The organism is Photobacterium satsumensis, from assembly GCF_050336935.1.
Taxonomy (GTDB): Bacteria; Pseudomonadota; Gammaproteobacteria; order Enterobacterales; family Vibrionaceae; genus Photobacterium; species Photobacterium satsumensis.
Map to the genome: position 1 here is coordinate 65225 of NZ_JAKJSK010000019.1, position 18481 is coordinate 83705.

Annotated in this window: 21 protein-coding genes and 6 tRNA genes; 21 read left to right on the plus strand and 6 right to left on the minus strand. The window is 52.2% G+C overall.

Annotated features, from left to right (window positions below):
- Positions 1–52: 52 nt before the first annotated feature.
- On the plus strand, positions 53–556 hold the full coding sequence (locus L4D79_RS27260; protein ID WP_428656466.1) for a SprT family zinc-dependent metalloprotease: 504 nt from the start codon (positions 53–55) through the stop codon (positions 554–556).
- Here the strand turns inward: L4D79_RS27260 and L4D79_RS27265 are convergent, their stop codons facing one another.
- Positions 557–1876, minus strand: a complete 1320-nt coding sequence (locus L4D79_RS27265; protein WP_428656468.1) for a hypothetical protein — start codon at positions 1874–1876, stop codon at positions 557–559.
- Between the two features lie 256 nt (positions 1877–2132).
- Between L4D79_RS27265 and rsmE the strand changes: the two genes are divergently transcribed.
- The 4 genes from rsmE (at position 2133) to ruvX (ending at position 4964) form a co-directional block, all read left to right on the plus strand.
- Positions 2133–2864 (plus strand): 16S rRNA (uracil(1498)-N(3))-methyltransferase, encoded by a 732-nt coding sequence (rsmE, locus tag L4D79_RS27270; protein ID WP_428656471.1) that lies wholly within the window; start codon positions 2133–2135, stop codon positions 2862–2864.
- A 17-nt stretch (positions 2865–2881) separates the two neighbouring features.
- Positions 2882–3829, plus strand: coding sequence for a glutathione synthase (gene gshB / locus L4D79_RS27275; protein WP_428656474.1), 948 nt, complete (start codon positions 2882–2884; stop codon positions 3827–3829).
- A 146-nt stretch (positions 3830–3975) separates the two neighbouring features.
- Positions 3976–4539: a YqgE/AlgH family protein gene (locus L4D79_RS27280; protein WP_428656477.1), complete on the plus strand. Its 564-nt coding sequence runs from the start codon at positions 3976–3978 to the stop codon at positions 4537–4539.
- Positions 4536–4964: a Holliday junction resolvase RuvX gene (gene ruvX, locus L4D79_RS27285; RefSeq protein WP_428656479.1), complete on the plus strand. Its 429-nt coding sequence runs from the start codon at positions 4536–4538 to the stop codon at positions 4962–4964. The genes L4D79_RS27280 and ruvX overlap by 4 nt, the downstream gene beginning before the upstream one ends.
- Before the next feature lie 349 nt (positions 4965–5313).
- Here the strand turns inward: ruvX and L4D79_RS27290 are convergent, their stop codons facing one another.
- Both L4D79_RS27290 and L4D79_RS27295 read right to left on the minus strand, forming a co-directional pair.
- Positions 5314–6420, minus strand: coding sequence for a PilT/PilU family type 4a pilus ATPase (locus L4D79_RS27290; RefSeq protein WP_428656481.1), 1107 nt, complete (start codon positions 6418–6420; stop codon positions 5314–5316).
- A 14-nt stretch (positions 6421–6434) separates the two neighbouring features.
- Entirely contained in the window at positions 6435–7472 is a 1038-nt protein-coding gene (locus L4D79_RS27295) for a type IV pilus twitching motility protein PilT (RefSeq protein ID WP_428656483.1), read from the minus strand.
- Between the two features lie 23 nt (positions 7473–7495).
- Here L4D79_RS27295 and L4D79_RS27300 point away from each other — a divergent pair, with 23 nt between their 5' ends.
- The 7 genes from L4D79_RS27300 (at position 7496) to hemW (ending at position 12421) form a co-directional block, all read left to right on the plus strand.
- Complete coding sequence (locus tag L4D79_RS27300) at positions 7496–8197, plus strand: YggS family pyridoxal phosphate-dependent enzyme (protein WP_428656485.1); 702 nt, start codon at positions 7496–7498, stop codon at positions 8195–8197.
- A gap of 98 nt (positions 8198–8295) precedes the next feature.
- Positions 8296–9114, plus strand: a complete 819-nt coding sequence (gene proC, locus L4D79_RS27305; RefSeq protein ID WP_428656487.1) for a pyrroline-5-carboxylate reductase — start codon at positions 8296–8298, stop codon at positions 9112–9114.
- Positions 9115–9123: 9 nt separating this feature from the next.
- The gene (locus L4D79_RS27310) at positions 9124–9678 is read left to right on the plus strand and encodes a YggT family protein (RefSeq protein ID WP_428656489.1); all 555 of its coding nucleotides are present in this window, start codon (positions 9124–9126) and stop codon (positions 9676–9678) included.
- Positions 9675–9968, plus strand: coding sequence for a DUF167 family protein YggU (yggU, locus tag L4D79_RS27315; RefSeq protein WP_428656491.1), 294 nt, complete (start codon positions 9675–9677; stop codon positions 9966–9968). The genes L4D79_RS27310 and yggU overlap by 4 nt, the downstream gene beginning before the upstream one ends.
- Positions 9969–10113: 145 nt before the next feature.
- Positions 10114–10551 carry a DUF4426 domain-containing protein gene (locus L4D79_RS27320; RefSeq protein WP_428656494.1) on the plus strand — a complete coding sequence of 146 codons (438 nt, stop codon included), beginning with the start codon at positions 10114–10116 and terminating at the stop codon, positions 10549–10551.
- Between the two features lie 112 nt (positions 10552–10663).
- A complete protein-coding gene (locus L4D79_RS27325; protein WP_428656497.1) occupies positions 10664–11257 on the plus strand; it encodes an XTP/dITP diphosphatase in 594 nt (197 codons plus the stop codon).
- 3 nt (positions 11258–11260) lie between these two features.
- A complete protein-coding gene (gene hemW / locus L4D79_RS27330; RefSeq protein ID WP_428656500.1) occupies positions 11261–12421 on the plus strand; it encodes a radical SAM family heme chaperone HemW in 1161 nt (386 codons plus the stop codon).
- A 140-nt stretch (positions 12422–12561) separates the two neighbouring features.
- Here hemW and L4D79_RS27335 read toward each other — a convergent pair whose 3' ends face one another.
- The 3 genes from L4D79_RS27335 to trmB form a co-directional block, all read right to left on the minus strand.
- Positions 12562–12963 (minus strand): YggN family protein, encoded by a 402-nt coding sequence (locus L4D79_RS27335; RefSeq protein WP_428656503.1) that lies wholly within the window; start codon positions 12961–12963, stop codon positions 12562–12564.
- 54 nt (positions 12964–13017) lie between these two features.
- Positions 13018–13938: a glutaminase B gene (glsB, locus tag L4D79_RS27340; protein WP_428656506.1), complete on the minus strand. Its 921-nt coding sequence runs from the start codon at positions 13936–13938 to the stop codon at positions 13018–13020.
- A gap of 102 nt (positions 13939–14040) precedes the next feature.
- Complete coding sequence (gene trmB / locus L4D79_RS27345; protein WP_428656509.1) at positions 14041–14778, minus strand: tRNA (guanosine(46)-N7)-methyltransferase TrmB; 738 nt, start codon at positions 14776–14778, stop codon at positions 14041–14043.
- Positions 14779–14933: 155 nt separating this feature from the next.
- On the opposite strand from trmB, the gene mutY reads away from it, so the two are divergent.
- The 9 genes from mutY (at position 14934) to L4D79_RS27390 (ending at position 18386) form a co-directional block, all read left to right on the plus strand.
- Positions 14934–15992: an A/G-specific adenine glycosylase gene (mutY, locus tag L4D79_RS27350; protein ID WP_428656511.1), complete on the plus strand. Its 1059-nt coding sequence runs from the start codon at positions 14934–14936 to the stop codon at positions 15990–15992.
- 115 nt (positions 15993–16107) lie between these two features.
- Complete coding sequence (locus tag L4D79_RS27355; protein WP_107300870.1) at positions 16108–16380, plus strand: oxidative damage protection protein; 273 nt, start codon at positions 16108–16110, stop codon at positions 16378–16380.
- A gap of 105 nt (positions 16381–16485) precedes the next feature.
- Positions 16486–17622, plus strand: coding sequence for a membrane-bound lytic murein transglycosylase MltC (mltC, locus tag L4D79_RS27360; RefSeq protein ID WP_428656514.1), 1137 nt, complete (start codon positions 16486–16488; stop codon positions 17620–17622).
- Between the two features lie 128 nt (positions 17623–17750).
- Positions 17751–17826: transfer RNA gene (locus L4D79_RS27365), tRNA-Phe, on the plus strand.
- Between the two features lie 44 nt (positions 17827–17870).
- Positions 17871–17946, plus strand: a tRNA-Asn gene (locus L4D79_RS27370).
- A 45-nt stretch (positions 17947–17991) separates the two neighbouring features.
- Positions 17992–18067, plus strand: a tRNA-Thr gene (locus L4D79_RS27375).
- 32 nt (positions 18068–18099) lie between these two features.
- Positions 18100–18175 (plus strand) — tRNA-Phe (locus tag L4D79_RS27380).
- 49 nt (positions 18176–18224) lie between these two features.
- Positions 18225–18300: transfer RNA gene (locus L4D79_RS27385), tRNA-Asn, on the plus strand.
- 10 nt (positions 18301–18310) lie between these two features.
- Positions 18311–18386 (plus strand) — tRNA-Thr (locus tag L4D79_RS27390).
- Positions 18387–18481: the final 95 nt, after the last annotated feature.

Consider the following 18481-nt stretch of genomic DNA (forward strand, 5'->3'; position numbering starts at 1 on the left):
CGAGCCTAAACACCCTATACTCCCCTCTCCTCCAGCAAGCCCAGAAAGAGTAATGACGACCCTGCAAAACCAAGTTACCGAACGTGTGAAGCAATATATCACCCAAGCCAACCGGCGCCTCAATAAGCGTTTGACCATGCCTGAGGTGCGCTTTAGCCAACGCGGGAAAATTGCCGGCAGCGCCCGTTTACAAGGCTGGGAGGTACGGTTCAATCCGGTGCTGCTAAAAGAGAATCCAGAAGCATTTCTCAATGAAGTGGTACCGCACGAAGTTGCCCACCTCGTCGTGTTCAAACTGTTTGGCAAAGTCCGCCCACATGGCAGGGAGTGGCAGGTCATCATGCAGGAAGTGTTCGGTGTTGCCCCACGCACCACCCACAGTTTCGATGTCAGTTCGGTACAGGGCCAGACTTTCCTCTACCGCTGCCAATGCAGCGAACACCTAATGACAGTTCGTCGTCACAATAAAGTCCAACGCGGGCAAGCCCATTACCGCTGTCGCCAGTGCGGTCAAACACTGGCCCACCAGCAGCAAGGGGATAACTCGCAACGCTGATTAATCACGGCTGAAATCGTCACGGAAGAAGCGTGTTTGCTGTACGTCTTGCTGGCTTTTCACCATCGGTTTGCCCGAGACAAAACGCGATTGGGCATCACACCAGCCGACGCCATATGGCAAGGGCTTAGCACTACCCTCGATATCGCTAAATTCCGCAGTGAGATCGCGCATCAAGATCCGCTCTGAAATTTGCTTCGCTCTCGCTTTCACATAGCTATCAGCCAATCGATCGCGCTGTCCCCACCCTATCTTGTAATCATCACAGTAGGGGGTAGCCACTGTAGGCTCGACAAGAAATGCAACATCTGAAACGGCCAAGTATTGCTGGTGCATCATGTAAGCCTCAAACAACATGGCGACATCTTCTGCCTGACTGGAATAGGCATAATAATCAGCCGCACCATCAAACTCGAACTCGGCCCCTAACGTTGCAGCATCAAGCTGAGTTTGTGCTTGCGTAGGCGTTTCACCACGAAAAGAGGCCTGGGCCAAGTCATGCAGCATGACCGAGCTCAGAGGATAGTCCCGGTTGAGGTCACTGTTCACCGGGAACCGCTTCTGGATATTCTGAAAAATGGTCAGACTGGTATCCAGATCTGCCAGCGTGTCCTGCGGCAAATAGTCATTGGCATGGGCCAGTTCATGGGCCAACAAGCGGTAAAGACCTCTGGTGATCTTGCCTGTATCCCGGTAGGCATTAACTTCTCGGTCATAGGTGTTGCTGGTCAACACATATTGACCATAGGGATCGAGATAACGATTAGCGGCAACAAACTGGAACTGTGATTGATAGGCATCACGGTAGTCATCCTGCTGGTAGATATCTTGCCACTGCGTTTCTGACAGCCAGAGATAACGCGGGTCGATATACATACTGGCCGTTCCAGAATGATAGAAAGAGGGGCGAATCTCAAAGCTCAGTACGATAGCATTGACCGAGCGAAACAGGTTCAGCAGGTCCTGCGGCATCTCTCGCAGGGCGGCAACAAAGTTATCACCCATCCAGCCATGTGAAACCACCAGCCGGGCTGCGATATCTTCGACAGTGAGATCCTGGTTATTGCCGTAACCGAGCGGGGCTATGTCACTAACCTTGCAAGACTGCTGTTGTTTGTAGAGGGTGACACAGTTAAGGGCTGCAGGTGCTTGCAGGCTATCTGCCCGGTAAGCCTGTAATTGCTCAAGGGCCGGATCACCATCTTTGTTAGGGCTTTGCAGCCCACTATCCTTGTCCTGCGCCTTGTCACCACCACCGCCACCGCAGCCCGTCAACACCAACAAACTGGACAGCGCTATTGTTATCAGCCTCTTTTCCATTGAACATTCCTTGTATATAAAGCAATCCTTTGCATATGCTACAAAATCAAGCATGTCGCGCAACCTTGCCAGCGCAAAATTGCGAGGTGTAAACAAGTCAAAAAGAGCGGGTTAATTTCCCTGTTACCCTTGTTTTTCTTCCTTACCGCGTCCATCTATTTATCCAATAGCCTGCATTCGATGGCCAAGCGCCTGCAATCAGCAGCAGAGTTGATATAATGCAGCCAGATGACAACCAACGGGTTACAAGATAGCCATGAGAATCCCACGAATTTACCACCCAGAGCGACTGCCAAGCTCTGGTATCGTTTCGCTCAGCGATGAAGCCGCCAACCATGTCGGCCGTGTCATGCGTATGCAGGCCGGACAGGAAGTACTCCTTTTTGACGGCAGCAATGCTGAGTTTCCGGCCGTGATCTCCAGTGCCAGCAAGAAGAGCGTGGAAGTGGAGATCCAGGCGCGTAATGAAGTCAGTGTCGAGTCGCCACTGGATATCCACCTTGGCCAGGTTGTTTCCCGCGGTGAGAAGATGGAATTTACCATCCAGAAATCCGTCGAGCTTGGCGTCAACACCATTACCCCACTGATTTCAGAGCGCTGCGGGGTAAAACTCAACGCTGAGCGTTTCGAGAAGAAACTCCAGCAGTGGCAAAAAATCGCGATTGCAGCCTGCGAACAATGCGGCCGAAACGTGGTACCTGAAATTCGCCCGGTGATGAAGCTAGAAGAATGGTGTGCCGAGGAATACGACGGTTTAAAGCTGAACCTGCACCCTCGTGCAACTTACTCAATTAACACCCTGCCAGCGCCAGTGACCAAGGTTAAACTACTGATCGGCCCTGAAGGCGGTTTATCCGCAGACGAAATTTCAATGACCGAGCAATACACCTTTGATGAGGTATTGTTAGGCCCGCGCGTGCTTCGTACCGAGACGACAGCAATGACCGCGATCACCGCTTTACAAGTTCGCTTCGGCGATCTGGGCTAACCAAGAGGAATACAGCAATGATCAAACTGGGTATCGTGATGGACCCGATCGAGTCTATCAACATCAAAAAAGACTCCAGCTTTGCCATGATGATGGAAGCTCAGCGCCGTGGGTGGGAAATCCACTACATGGAAATGAACGACCTGTCACTGGAGCAAGGCAAAGCCATGGCCCGCACCCGTGTGGTTAGCCTGAAAGAAGATCCAAACGGCTGGTTTGAATTCCACAGCGAACAAGAAATCGCGCTGTCAGATCTTGACGCTGTATTGATGCGCAAGGATCCACCCTTCGACACCGAATACATTTACGCGACCTATATCCTCGAACGTGCAGAGGATGAAGGCGCCCTGATCGTCAACAAGCCACAGAGCCTGCGTGACTGCAATGAGAAGCTGTTTACCGCTTGGTTCCCAGAGCTGACACCAACCACAGTCGTCACCCGCCGTGCCGACAAGATCAAAGCCTTCCACCAGGAGCACGGGGATGTGATCCTCAAGCCACTTGATGGGATGGGTGGCTCGTCTATCTTCCGTGTAATGAAAGGCGATCCGAACGTCTCGGTGATCATCGAAACCTTGACCAACATGGGCCAAAATTACTGTATGGCACAGACCTTCGTGCCAGATATCAGCAACGGCGACAAACGTATCTTAGTGGTCGACGGCGAACCGATGCCTTACTGCTTGGCCCGTATCCCGGCCAAAGGTGAAACCCGTGGTAACCTAGCTGCAGGGGGTCGCGGTGAAGCGCGCCCTATCAGCGAGACCGATCGCAAGATCGCTGAAACAGTCGCCCCTGTACTGAAAGAAAAAGGCCTGATCTTCGTGGGTCTTGATGTGATCGGCGACAAGCTAACAGAAATCAACGTTACCAGCCCGACCTGTATCCGCGAAATCGAAGCGGCCTTTGATATCTCTATCACTGGCAAGCTGATGGATGCCATCGAGCGACGCATCAACGCGTAATTAGCGACTCAACGCAGCCCCACTCAATTAAGACGAGGGCTGCATTGAGTGGACAGCATTAAATTTAAAATCCTCTCCCTTTAATACCAATTCTGTTAATTAGTCGGCATACTGTAAGTAATACGATCGGTAGTAGGTATCTTTCCATGAACTTGACAAACCACTTTCTGGTAGCCATGCCAAGCATGCAAGATCCAAACTTCAAAGGAAGTGTTGTCTACATTTGCGAGCACAACGACGAAGGTGCAATGGGCATCGTCATCAACCTGCCGATTGAAATTTCGGTGGGTAATATGCTTGATCAAATAGAAATTGAGCGTGAACTACCAGTCAGGGATCCATCCAGCCTTGAACAACCCGTCTTTAACGGTGGTCCAGTTTCCTCCGATCGCGGTTTTGTTTTGCATAACCGGGTTGGCCGCTTGAGCTCAAGCATTGATGTCACCGATGATGTCTCCATCACCACTTCCAAAGACATCCTCTCACTACTCGGGACCATAGAGTCGCCAGACAACTTTCTGGTTGCTCTGGGCTATGCGGGGTGGGATGCCGGACAGCTTGAAAAAGAGCTTATCGAAAATGTCTGGCTGACAACAGAAGCCAATACCGATGTGGTGTTCAATACCCCCGTCAATGAACGCTGGAACAAGGCCATTGCCCAACTGGGTATCAATGCCACTAACCTTTCCACAGAACAAGGACATGCATGAGTCATTCTCGCAGCGTACTCGCTTTTGATTACGGTACGAAAAGCATTGGTGTCGCCATCGGCCAAGAGCTGACCGGCACCGCTAGCCCACTCGCAGCCCTGAAGGCTAAAGATGGGATCCCTAACTGGGATGACATTGAAAAAATCATCAAAGAATGGCAACCGGACTTGGTTGTTGTCGGCCTTCCGCTGGATATGCGGGGCGGCGAGTTGGAAGCCATCACACCGAGGGCCAAAAAATTTGCCAATCGCCTGCACGGACGATTCGGCTGCCAGGTTGAATTGCATGACGAGCGCCTGAGCACCGCTGAAGCCCGCTCAGATCTCTTCGATCGCGGCGGCTACCGTAACCTCAGCAAGGGCAATATCGACTCCCAATCAGCTGTCGTGATCCTCGAAAGCTGGTTCGAGCAGCAGTACGGGTAATATAAGATCCTGGGTTCTAGCCCCTAGAACCTAGGTACTCTATCCATAACCTCACCCCTTCCTCACAGGTACAGCTTTTCCCTCCGTTTTCACCCAAAAGCGATCGCTTACCAAGATCTTGAAAAACTGATTTGACTGACCCCTGAAAGTTCAAGGGGCGATCAGCTTGTACAGCTTTTGGACTATTTGAACCCAAAAGCTCAGATACCTGTACGCCGCTATCATACTCTCAACAGGAATTATTTATCTTCAATTACTTACAAAACGATGATCAACAAAAAAAGCATTAGGATCATTACAACCCCAATGCTTTTGGCTACCTGCAGACAGATCGAAATGATCGGTAAGATCACCCCATATCGACCGTGACCCCAGACAACGCATTAGTACTTCGCTGGTTCTTGTTGCCGACCTTGATCATCAAGCGCAGATCATTGGCAGAGTCGGCATGGTGCAAAGCATCCTGTTCGGTGATCTTGCCGGCGCTATAAAGCTCATAGAGCGACTGATCGAAGGTCATCATGCCCGATTCGGTCGATTTGGCCATGGTCTCTTTGATCTCATGGAGCTCACCACGGCGGATCAGATCGGCGACCCTAGGGGTGTTGATCAGCAACTCAAAGGCGCCGTGCCTGCCGATACCATGGGCATCGGGGATCAACTGCTGGGCCAAGATGCATTTGAGGTTCAGGGACAAATCAAATAGAAATTGCTCGCGGCGCTCTTTCGGTACTAAATGCAAGATCCGCTCTAGCGCCTGATTAGCATTGTTGGCGTGCAGGGTCGCCATACACAGGTGCCCGGTCTCGGCAAAATTCATCGCATACTCCATGGTCTCAGGAGTACGGATCTCACCAATCAGGATCATATCCGGCGCCTGGCGCAGGGAGTTTTTCAGCGCCACTTCGTAGCTTTCGGTATCCAGCCCCACTTCGCGCTGGGTGATGATGCACTTGTTGTGCTTGTGTACGAATTCAATCGGATCTTCTACCGTCAGGATATGCCCACTGCGGTTACTGTTCCGGTAACCCGTCATTGCCGCCATCGACGTCGACTTGCCCGAACCGGTCGCGCCAACAACCAATACCAGCCCACGCTTGGCCAACGCCATCTTCTGCATATCCATGGGCAGGTTGAGTGAATGAAAGTCCGGGATTTCCGTTTCAATACGGCGGATCACCATCCCCGGTAGTTCCCGCTGCCAGAAAGCGCTAACCCGGAAACGATACTCCCCCCTCACCAATGCAAAGTTAGCTTCCTTGCTGGCACGGTATTCCGCCTCTTGCTCGCTATCCATCGCCTCGCTAAACATCTGCTCGATGGCTTTAAGATCGAGCGTATCACCAAGGGGGTGGAGGTGGCCATCGATGCGGAGCAAGCAAGGAGAGTCGACCGTAATATAGAGATCCGAGGCCTTGCGGCTGACCATCTCGTTCAGTGCGTGCTGTAACGTCATTCTATCTATCCCCACTAAAACTGCGAAAAGCCAGAGTCCACAACCCGGCGCCCTTCCTCGGCCTCCACCAGCCCCTGGGCAACCAGCATCTTGACACTCTGCTCCATGGTCTGCATTCCCATCGCCGAGCCGGTCTGGATCATCGAGAACATCTGTGCCACCTTGTCCTCTCGGATCAAGTTGCGGATAGCCGGCGTTGCCATCATCACCTCGTGGGCAGCGAGGCGTCCGCCACTAGTGCATTTGAGCAGGTTCTGCGACACCACCGCCCGCAGCGATTCCGACAGCATCGAGCGAACCATTGCCTTGTCATTACCCGGGAACACATCGATGATCCTATCGACAGTCTTGGCCGCCGAACTGGTATGCAAAGTCCCCAGCACCAAGTGTCCGGTTTCTGCCGCCGTCAGGGCCAAGCTGATCGTCTCGCGGTCACGTAGCTCACCAACCACTATCACATCGGGATCTTCACGCAATGAAGAACGTAGGGCATTATGGAAACTGTGGGTATCACGGTGTACCTCACGCTGGTTGATAAGGCAGCGTTTACCGGTATGAATGAATTCCACCGGATCTTCAATGGTCAGGATATGGCAGTTTGAATTCTCGTTGATGTAATCCACCAACGCGGCAATAGTGGTCGATTTACCCGAGCCTGTAGCCCCGGTCACCAACACCAAGCCGCGTGGGAGCTGGGCTATCTGGTAAAAAACGTCAGGCACACCCAGAGACTCCAGAGTCGGGATCTTAACCGGTATCGTCCTAAATACCGCTGCACTGCCCCTCGCTTGCCTGAATGCATTGACACGAAAGCGGCCAACATCGGGCAATTCAAACGAAAAATCGACTTCTAGCCGCTCTTCAAACTCCCGTCGCTGGGCATCATTCATTATATCGAATACCAAACGGTGTACTTCTGCATGCTCCAAAGCCGGTAAACTCAGCTTGCGCACATCGCCGTCAACCCGGATCATGGGCGGAACACCAGCAGAAAGGTGCAGATCAGAGGCGTTATGCTTTACACTAAAGTCCAGTAGTTCGGTGATATCCATAAATTTTCCCCACAGAATCAATTATGAATAGTATCAAGCAAAATATTGAACAGGTCATCACCCAGATTGGCCTGGCAGCAGAAAAATGCGGTAGAGATGCCGAATCAGTGCAACTGCTTGCAGTTAGCAAAACCAAACCTATTGCCGCAATAGAGGAAGCGATTGCCGCAGGCCATGCCGCATTTGGCGAAAACTATGTTCAGGAAGGTGTCGAAAAGGTCCAGTACTTTGCCCAGCAAGGTATCGCTTCGTCATTAAGCTGGCACTTCATCGGCCCGATCCAGTCCAACAAAACCCGTCCGATTGCCGAGCACTTCGACTGGGTCCACTCGGTTGACCGTGCCAAGATCGCCCGTCGCCTCAGCGAACAGCGTCCGGCAGAGATGCCGCCGCTCAATATCCTGCTTCAGGTCAACACCAGTGGTGAGGACTCCAAGTCGGGACTGGCTTTTGATGACGTCGCCGCGCTGGCAGATGAAATCGCCGCCATGCCAAATCTGGTGCTGCGTGGCCTGATGTCGATCCCGCAAAAAGCCGATGATTACGACAGCCAGCTAGCCGCATTTTCCAGCCTTGCAGAGACGATGGACAAGCTCAAGGCCAAACACCCGCAGCTTGATACCCTGTCGATGGGAATGAGTGGCGATCTGGATGCCGCCGTTGCCGCTGGCAGCACCATCGTCCGGATTGGCACGGCTATTTTTGGTGCCCGTGATTATTCGTAGTTCAGCGAGAATACTTGGGTATATAATAACCACACAATTATAACGTCTAGGAAGGACGTCATTGTCTTTCCCGGCCTTGAAAACACAAAGGATGTAACATGGAACAACGCGCGATTGCCTTCATTGGTGCCGGTAACATGGCCCGCTCTATCATCGCCGGCCTCGTTGCCAGCGGCTATGCGCCGGACAAAATCACCGCAACCGCACCAAGTTCAGCCCGCCGCGAACCGTTGGCCCGTGATTACGGGATCCACACCACCGACAATAACCTCAGCGCCGCTTCCGATGCCGATGTCATTGTTCTGGCCGTGAAGCCCCAGTTGATGGAAGAAGTCTGCCGCCCGCTGCAGATCCTCGACTTTTCCGGCAAGCTGGTGATCTCAATCGCCGCCGGAGTCAGTGCCGAGCGCCTCAATCAGATGCTGGCAACCAACTTAAGCCTAGTCCGCGTGATGCCCAACACCCCTTCACTGATTGGCAAAGGAATGAGCGGCCTCTATGCCTCAAGCAACCTCAATCCCAATGACCGTCAATTTGCCGAACACTTAATGCAGGCTGTCGGCAAAGTATGCTGGGTAGAGCAAGAGTCGGGAATTAACGGTATTATTGCCGCTGCCGGCAGTGCCCCTGCTTATTTCTTCCTGTTTATGGAAGCGATGCAGAACGAAGCTATCAAGCAAGGTTTTACCCCCGAGCAAGCCCGTCTGTTGGTACAGCAGTCGGCGCTTGGCGCGGCAGAAATGGTCGTCGCCAACCCGGATACCGATTTGGCGACCCTGCGTGCCCAGGTAACCTCGAAAGGTGGCACAACCGCCGAGGCAATCCGCACTTTCAACGAGTGCCAACTTAGTGATACCGTAGCAAAAGCAATGCGTGCTGCCGTTTCCCGCGCTGAAGAAATGGAAAAATTATTTTAAGGTTAGTATATGAACTCAATTGGTTTTCTTGTCAGTACCCTATTTGATCTCTACATCATGGTCGTGCTGCTGCGTATCTGGCTCCAGTGGGCGCGTGCCGATTTCTACAATCCGTTTTCACAGTTTATCGTCAAGGCAACCCAGCCGATCGTCGGCCCGCTACGCCGCATTATTCCGTCAGTCGGTTCACTGGATTTTGCCACGCTGCTGTTCGCCTACATCCTGAGCATAGGTAAGTTCATCCTCCTGCAGTTGGTGCTGGGCGGTGGCTTTATGTTTAGCCCTGAGTACTTCTGGATTGGCGCCCTGTCACTATTGAAAGCCGCCGGTGGCCTGTTGTTCTGGGTGCTGCTGCTACGCGCTATCCTAAGCTGGGTCAGCCAAGGTCGCAGCCCGGTTGAATACGTCATGCACCAGCTTACCGAGCCCGTGACTGCCCCTATCCGCCGTATTATCCCAGCGATGGGCGGTCTGGATCTAAGTGTTCTGGTACTGTTCCTTGGCCTGCAATTCGCCAACTTCCTGATCGGTGACTTTGTCGGTCCTATCTGGTACCAACTATGAGTCAACAGGCCGTTTACCGTGATGGTGACGATCTGATCTTAAGGCTCTATATTCAACCCAAGGCCAGCCGTGACCAAATGGTTGGCCTACATGGTGAAGAAATCAAAGTGGCAATTACCGCCCCGCCGGTTGATGGTAAAGCCAATGCCCACCTGACTAAGTACCTGTCCAAACAGTTCAAGGTCGCCAAGGGGCAGATTGACATAGAAAAAGGGGAGCTTGGACGCCACAAACAAGTGCGCATCACCGCTCCCAAGATGATACCTGAGCCCATCAAAGCTCTGCTGTAACCGGTAGCAAATCCCAGCCCGGCGTCCCCCAAGACGCCGGGCTGTTTTTCATCAGACTGTTTCACCCGACTATAATGGAACTAAGCAATACCCACTACCGGTACAGGGATAATCCCCGACCCAGTGCGTATAGAAGGATAATAAAATGACTCGTCTTTTCAGCCTATTTGCCCTGTTACTTACTTGCCTGGGTGCCAGCCTCCCGGCCCACGCCGAGCAGTTCGAAAAAATCGGCAACCTGGAGGTCCACTACTCCAGCTTCCCGTCAACGTTTCTAACCCCCGACGTTGCCAGCACCTATAAAATCCAGCGCAGCCGATATTCCGCGGTGATCAATGTCACCGTGCTTGATACCGAAAAACAGGGAAAACCAGCAGTAACCGCGGTACTCAATGGTCAAGCCAAAAACCTTCTCGGCAGCATAAAGAATCTGTCTTTCCGCGAGATCAGGGAAGGCAAGGCGATTTATTACATTGCCGAAATCAAACATGCCAATGAAGAGCGCTTCAATTTCTCCATTGACATGTCCCACAACGGTACCCGGGGCAACATCAAGTTTGACCAGACTTTTTATGTCGACTGATCACAGCATTTCACCGCGTTCAGAGACAGCAATGACAGGGGAGCCAAGCGCTCCCCTTTTAATTTCCGGACAGTGATATAAGATAGCGGCCTCTTTATTGTGAGGAACTATGATGAGCAAATTAGTACTGGCCACTGGTAATCAGGGCAAAGTAAAAGAAATGGCTAGCCTGTTGGCCGATTTCGGCTTCGATGTCGTTGCCCAGAGCGATTACAACGTCTCTTCGGTTGCCGAGACAGGCACCACCTTTATCGAAAACGCCATCATCAAAGCCCGCCATGCAGCCAAGGAAACCGGTTTGCCAGCGATTGCCGATGACTCGGGACTTGAAGTCGACTACCTCAAGGGAGCACCGGGGATCTATTCTGCCCGCTTCGCAGGCGAAAATGCCTCTGATGAAGAAAACCTGCACAAGCTACTGAAAGAAATGGAAGGCGTCGCGCCAGAGCAACGTACCGCCCGTTTCCATTGTGTACTGGTCATGATGCGCCACGAGAATGACCCAACCCCGCTAGTCTGCCACGGCAGCTGGGAAGGCCAGATCCTGACCGAAGCCCATGGCGAGAATGGCTTTGGCTATGATCCTATTTTCTGGGTGCCTGAAGACCAATGTTCATCAGCTGAACTTGAACCGGCCCGCAAGAAACAACTGTCACACCGCGGCAAGGCCCTCACCAAACTGTTTGCTGCCCTGAAGGAAGCATAAACCATGCTAGTACCACCACCACTGAGCCTGTATATCCACATCCCATGGTGTGTCCAGAAGTGCCCTTATTGCGACTTCAACTCCCATGCGCTGAAAGCCGATATTCCAGAGCTCGATTACATTGATGCCCTTATCGAGGATCTCGATACCGACTTGGCCAAATATGATCTCACTAGCCAAGCCCGGGAGCTGCATTCCATCTTCATCGGTGGTGGTACCCCAAGCCTGATCTCCGCACCGGAAATCGGCCGCTTGCTTGAGGCCGTCAAACAACGGATCCCGTTTAGCAACGATATCGAAATCACCATGGAAGCCAATCCGGGCACCGTCGAGGCTGGCCGCTTCAACGCCTACCGCGCCGTAGGAGTCAACCGTATCTCGATTGGCATCCAAAGTTTCCAGGATGAAAAACTCAAACGCCTGGGACGGATCCACGGCAGCAGAGAAGCGATTACTGCCGCAGGGCTGGCCAAAGAGGCCGGACTCGACAGCTTCAATATCGACCTGATGCACGGCCTGCCAGATCAGAGTATCGAAGATGCCCTATCGGATCTCAAACAGGGTATTGCCCTGCAGCCGCCGCACCTCTCCTGGTATCAGCTCACTATCGAGCCCAATACCCTGTTCTATTCCAAGCCGCCGGTGCTGCCGGATGACGATGATCTGTGGGAGATCTTCGAGCAAGGCCACCAACTGCTGGCCGAAGCGGGCTACGTCCAGTACGAAATTTCCGGTTACAGCAAACCGGGTCGCCAGTGCCGTCACAACCTCAACTACTGGCGCTTTGGTGATTATATTGGCATCGGTTGCGGTGCCCACGGCAAGCTGAGTTTTGCCGACGGCAGCATTACCCGTACTGTAAAGGTCAAGCACCCACGAGGCTACCTCAACCCGACCAAGCCGTATCTGGATCAGGAAACCCAGGTTGATGCCAGCGAGCGTCCGTTCGAGTTCTTCATGAACCGCTTCCGCCTGCTTGAAGCCTGCCCGAAGCAAGACTACGTCGAGCGTACCGGCCTGCCGCTATCGAGCATCGAAGGGCCTATCAACAGGGCGTTGGAGCAGAACTACCTGGAAGACAAAGGCGAGCAGTGGCAGATCACCGAGCACGGCAAACTGTTCCTCAACGACCTGCTAGCTTTATTCGTCGAAGAAGACGAATAAAGCTGAGGCAGTTTAATAGGATAATATATCAAAGCTTACCCGCCATGGATGGCCTGGGCTGGCGTTCCAGGGTTAGAGCGACAAGGTTGTCTTCACTGCGTCTTTGAAGTTTTGCCCTGTTGAATTGCATGTGACATAGCTCAATCGAGAGTCACGCTTTGCCAGCGTTTGAGGGCGGGGATAAGGGATTGGATCTCGTTTTCCTTGGCTTGGCGCATCGCCACCCGATCGCACAGTTCCTGATCGATCAACTGTGAGTGGGACAAGGTGTAGGGCAAGTCATCGAGCATGAGGCGGTGATAGTCAGCCAGCAGTGCTGACTGCTTGTCATTGAGCTGGACCTTGTGCACCCCGAAATAAAGCTGACCGCTGGGCTGGATCTGAAAACTCTCCCCCTTAAATTCCAGGTTGAGCGCCCCATCCTGCATACTCAGGCTATTGTGCCACTCAAACTGGCACACCGGAGTGTCACTGGCTTGGACACCCAATGACAAGGCAAACCCAACAACCGCTAATTTATACCCGCAAACACGCAACAGCATAAGCCTCTCCCCATAACCGGGGCAGGCTAAGGTTTATTGACCCGCATTACCCCGTTAAAAAATTGAACGGCCGATCCGCTCAGCCAGCAATTCAAGGGCAGCGGTACCGGCCAGAGAGTTACCCGAAGGATCCAGCTCTGGTGACCATACTGCGATGGCCATTTCACCGGGAACGATGGCAATGATCCCACCACCGACTCCAGATTTGCCCGGCATACCTACCCGATATGCAAATTCTCCTGCCCCATCGTACAACCCACAGGTCGCCAGCAGCGCATTCATTTGCTTAGACTGAGTTTGGGTGATAATTGTTTTTTTTGCGCCCAAAGGAAGCCCTTTATTTGCCAAGTAGCTGAAAGTCTTGGCCAAATCAACACAACTCATTTTCAGGGCGCAATAGCTGAAGTAATTGGTAAGCACTGGCATCACCTCATTATCGAAGTTGCCGAAAGAACGCATCAGATAAGCAATCGAGGCATTGCGATCACTGTGCTGCATCTCCGAGGCGGCAACGACCTTGTCGTAGCAAATATGCGGGTTCTGGGCCAGACCGCGAACCAACTCCAGCATCCGGTACTGCGGGGCTGACAAACGGCTGTGCAGCAAATCCGAAACGACCAGCGCCCCGGCATTGATAAACGGGTTACGTGGAATACCGTTTTCCAGCTCAAGCTGGATCATCGAGTTGAACGCATGGCCCGATGGCTCCTTGCCGACCCGCTGCCAGATCTCTTCCGGCTGATATAAAGTCATCGCCAATGTCAGGCTCAGCGCCTTGGAGATCGACTGGATCGAGAAATCTTCCTCGCTATCACCAGCCTGAATAATTTCACCGTCGTTATAACACACAGCAATCCCCAGTTTACTGGCCGGAACTTCCGCCAATGCCGGGATATAATCAGCCACTTTTCCTTTGCCGATCAGTGGCCTGACTTCATCTAAAATCTCGTTTAGCAACTGCTCTGTTGGTTTCATTACTTTTCTCCAAGGATAAAAAAGCCAACACGAGGTTGGCTTTTTCGAACAACTGGTGCACCTAGCGGTGCTTGGCAATACCTTGCCCAAATGCGCTGAGGCTTACTCAGTGCGCGCGTATTTCATGTCCCATACACCGTGGCCCAAACGATGGCCGCGAGCTTCAAATTTGGTTAGCGGACGATCTTCAGGACGTGGGATGTAAGCACCGTCTGTTGCCGTGTTGCGGTAACCCGGCGCAGCGTCCATGACTTCAACCATGTGCTCTGCATAGTTTTCCCAGTCAGTCGCCATGTGGAAGATACCACCGATCTTCAGCTTTTTACGTAGCATTTCTGCAAACTCAGGCTGAACAATTCGACGCTTGTGGTGACGCGCCTTGTGCCATGGGTCAGGGAAGAACAACTGAACACAATCCAGGCTGCCGTCTGCAATCATGTGCTCGAAGACTTCTACGCCATCGTGACACATTACACGTAGATTAGTCAGACCCGCTTCTTCTGCGCCCATCAAGCAAGCACCTACACCTGGGCTGTGAACTTCAATACCGATGAAGTTTTTCTCAGGTGCATTCTTTGCCATCTCAACCAGAGAGGCGCCCATACCAAAGCCGATTTCCAGCGTTACAGGGCCTTCGTTGTTGAATACTTCTTTCCAGTCCAGCATCTGCTGAGCGAAGTCGATACCCATCGCCGGCCAGTTATTTTCCATGGCCGCTTCCTGGCCCTTGGTCAAACGACCTTCACGACGAACAAAGCTACGTACCTTACGTACCAGTTTGCCGTCTTCGGTAAATTCGTTCAGGGTAACTTCACCTGACTTCTTTGAAACTTCGCTCATGCTTACTATCCAAACAAAAAAGAAACGGAACGGCATTATCCAAAGTTACAGCGCAAGTGCAAGTCTATCGATTGCGACGACCCGCACTTTATGGTGCAATCAGGGCCAAAAATAAGACAGGCGAAGACGGCTGTCAGTAAAGTGAGCTTGAAACTGTGACCAATACCTTCTCTGATGCCATTTTAGCGTGGTATGACAAATTTGGCCGGAAAACCCTGCCATGGCAGCAGCAAAAGACCCCCTACAAGGTCTGGCTGTCAGAAATCATGCTGCAGCAAACCCAAGTCGCCACGGTGATCCCGTACTTTGAGCGCTTCATCGAGCGCTTCCCCACCGTTGTCGATCTTGCCGCCGCCGAACAGGACGAGGTACTGCACCTGTGGACCGGGCTTGGCTACTACGCCCGGGCGAGAAATCTGCACAAAGCAGCCAAACACATCGTTGACCACCATAACGGGGCTTTCCCGACCGATATCGAACAGGTCATTGCCCTGCCGGGGATCGGCCGCTCAACCGCTGGCGCTGTCCTGTCACTATCTCTCAAACAGCACCACCCTATTTTGGATGGCAACGTAAAACGCACCTTGGCCCGCTGCTATGCCGTTGAAGGCTGGCCGGGTAAAAAACCAGTCGAAAACCAGCTATGGGAAATCGCCGAGGCCAACACCCCAGCCCAAGGCGTGGAACGCTATAACCAGGCCATGATGGATATGGGGGCGATGATCTGTACCCGCAGCAAGCCCAAATGCGAACTGTGCCCAGTCGCCGAGCGCTGTGAGGGCAAGGCTCAGGGCAGGCAAACCGACTTTCCGGGCAAGAAACCCAAGAAAACCTTACCGGAGAAGCAAGCTTGGTTTGCTATTTTCCAGTATGGCGAATTCGTCTGGCTGGAAAAGCGCCCACCCGCTGGGATCTGGGGTGGTCTTTGGTGCTTCCCGCAGCAGGATCACGCCGATCTAACCTCGGTGATCGAGCAACGTATTGGTCAGCTGGACATAGTTCGCGAACAAGAGCAGCTCAACGCATTCCGTCATACCTTCAGCCACTATCACTTGGATATCGTGCCGGTAAAATTGAGCCTTTCCGAGCAACCCTATAGCATCAGCGAAGCGGGCAATGGCCAGTGGTATAACCTCAACCAACCTGCAGAGATTGGGCTGGCGTCACCAGTACAGCAGATCCTCGAAAGCCTGCGCTACGAGCTGAATAAATAGAAACATATACCCAAGTGGGTTCAAGTTACCTGCATCTTGAAGTTACTTGGGTATTTAAGCATGGTATAAATATACCCAAGCTACCGAATCAACGTTATAACGAAGGAGCTCCCCGATGAGCCGTACCGTATTTTGTGCCCGTCTAAAGAAAGACGCTGAAGGCCTTGATTTCCAACTTTACCCTGGTGAGCTAGGCAAGCGTATTTTCGACAACATCTCGAAAGAAGCCTGGGCCGAGTGGCAAGGCAAGCAGACCATGCTGATCAATGAGAAAAAGCTGAACATGATGGATCCGGAGCACCGCAAGCTACTGGAAACCGAGATGGTTAACTTCTTGTTCGAAGGCCAAGATGTCATTATCGACGGTTACACGCCGCCGAGTGAATAATTCCGCTGATGCTTCCCCCGCGCTTGGTCGTTTAACTCTAGGGAAGCATATAAGTCATTAATTCAGGCATCTTTGGTAAGGTGCCTTTTTCTTATTCCGGGAACTATGAGATTACGCGCGCTGTTTTTATCCCTGCTCCTGCTGAGCGGCTGTAGCCGGGAGTTTATCGAACAACTCTACGATGTCGACTACTCCACCACCAACCGTTTTGCCAATAACCTCGCCCCGCTGCCCGGCCAGTTCACCCAAGATACTGCCGCACTCGATAGGCTGATGAATTCCTTCAACGGTCAGGTAAAGCGCTACTGGGGGGATAACGATTCATTGGTCGCCAGCAAGCGTCAATATGTAAAATACACCGATGGATACCAAAGCCGGGCGCACGTTGATTTCGAACGCGGGGTCGTGATCGTCGAAACCGTTGCCAAAACCGAACCGACCAAGCACCTCAAAGAAGCCATTACCACTACCCTGCTGACGCCAGACAACCCGGGCGGGGTCGACCTTTATTCAGATTCGGCTATCGAGTTGAGCGGCAAGCCATTTCTCTATGGCCAGGTACTCGACAGTGAAGGCAAGCCTATCGAATGGTCATGGCGTGCCAACCGCTTCGCCGATGATCTGATCAACAGCAAGCTGAAAAAGCGCTCGGAGCGCTTCCACCAAGTCTATTATGTTGAAATCCCAATGGTGGCCGATCACGCCAACCAGCGTGGCTACAAATATGCCAGCATTGTTCGTGACGCCTCCCGCCGTTATGGCATTGCCGAGGATCTGATCTATGCCATCATCAAAACCGAAAGCAGCTTCAACCCCTATGCGGTCAGCCACGCCAATGCCTACGGCTTGATGCAGGTGGTGCCAAAAACCGCTGGGGCCGATGTCTTCAAGCTAGTGAAAAACAAGCCGGGCATACCGACACCAGAGTACCTGTTTGATCCTGCTAGAAATATTGATACCGGCACTGCCTACTTCTACATCTTGCGTACCCGATATTTGAAAGACGTCCGTGATCCGCTATCGCTCCATTACAGTATGATCTCGGCCTACAACGGTGGTACCGGTGGGGTACTCAATACTTTTCACAGCACTGACCGCAAGCGGGCGATGAACGATTTGAACAGTTTGCAACCAAATCAAGTCTACTGGGCATTAACTAACAAGCACCGCAATGCCGAGGCCAGAAGGTATTTGGAAAAAGTCACCGCATTCCAAAAAGAGTTTAACCAAGGAAAAATCTGACGCTATGACAAGGAAATAGCCACAATCGGCGTTTCCGGACAAAAAGCAGGCAACCGAGCGTGACAATGAAATTTTTCTAAAAAAATGGTTGACGAAAAGAACGAAAAACCGTTTAATAGCGCTCCGTTGCCTCGATAGCTCAGTCGGTAGAGCAGAGGATTGAAAATCCTCGTGTCGGTGGTTCGATTCCGCCTCGAGGCACCACTTCTTCTCTTTTGAAGAACAGGGTGCAAGCAACGATATGTTATTCCCCCTTAGTTCAGTTGGTAGAACGGCGGACTGTTAATCCGTATGTCGCAGGTTCGAGTCCCGCAGGGGGAGCCAAATTCAGTTTTGAGCCAATGGCTTGAGACTAAAAAGATTTAGTGTGCCGACTTAGCTCAGTAGGTAGAGCAACTGACTTGTAATCAGTAGGTCACCAGTTCGACTCCGGTAGTCGGCACCATCTTTTGCAAAGTAGAACTTAGTTTTACTTTTGCCTCGATAGCTCAGTCGGTAGAGCAGAGGATTGAAAATCCTCGTGTCGGTGGTTCGATTCCGCCTCGAGGCACCATATTTAGTTGTGGTGCTAGAAATAGCAACATGATGTAAAAAGAGATAATTCCCCCTTAGTTCAGTTGGTAGAACGGCGGACTGTTAATCCGTATGTCGCAAGTTCAAGTCTTGCAGGGGGAGCCAAACAAAGTGTGCCGACTTAGCTCAGTAGGTAGAGCAACTGACTTGTAATCAGTAGGTCACCAGTTCGACTCCGGTAGTCGGCACCATTTATTTTCTTGCTTAGCAAGAATGCAAAGTAGAGACTTAACCATCACTACTTTTGCCTCGATAGCTCAGTCGGTAGAGCAGAGGATTGAAAATC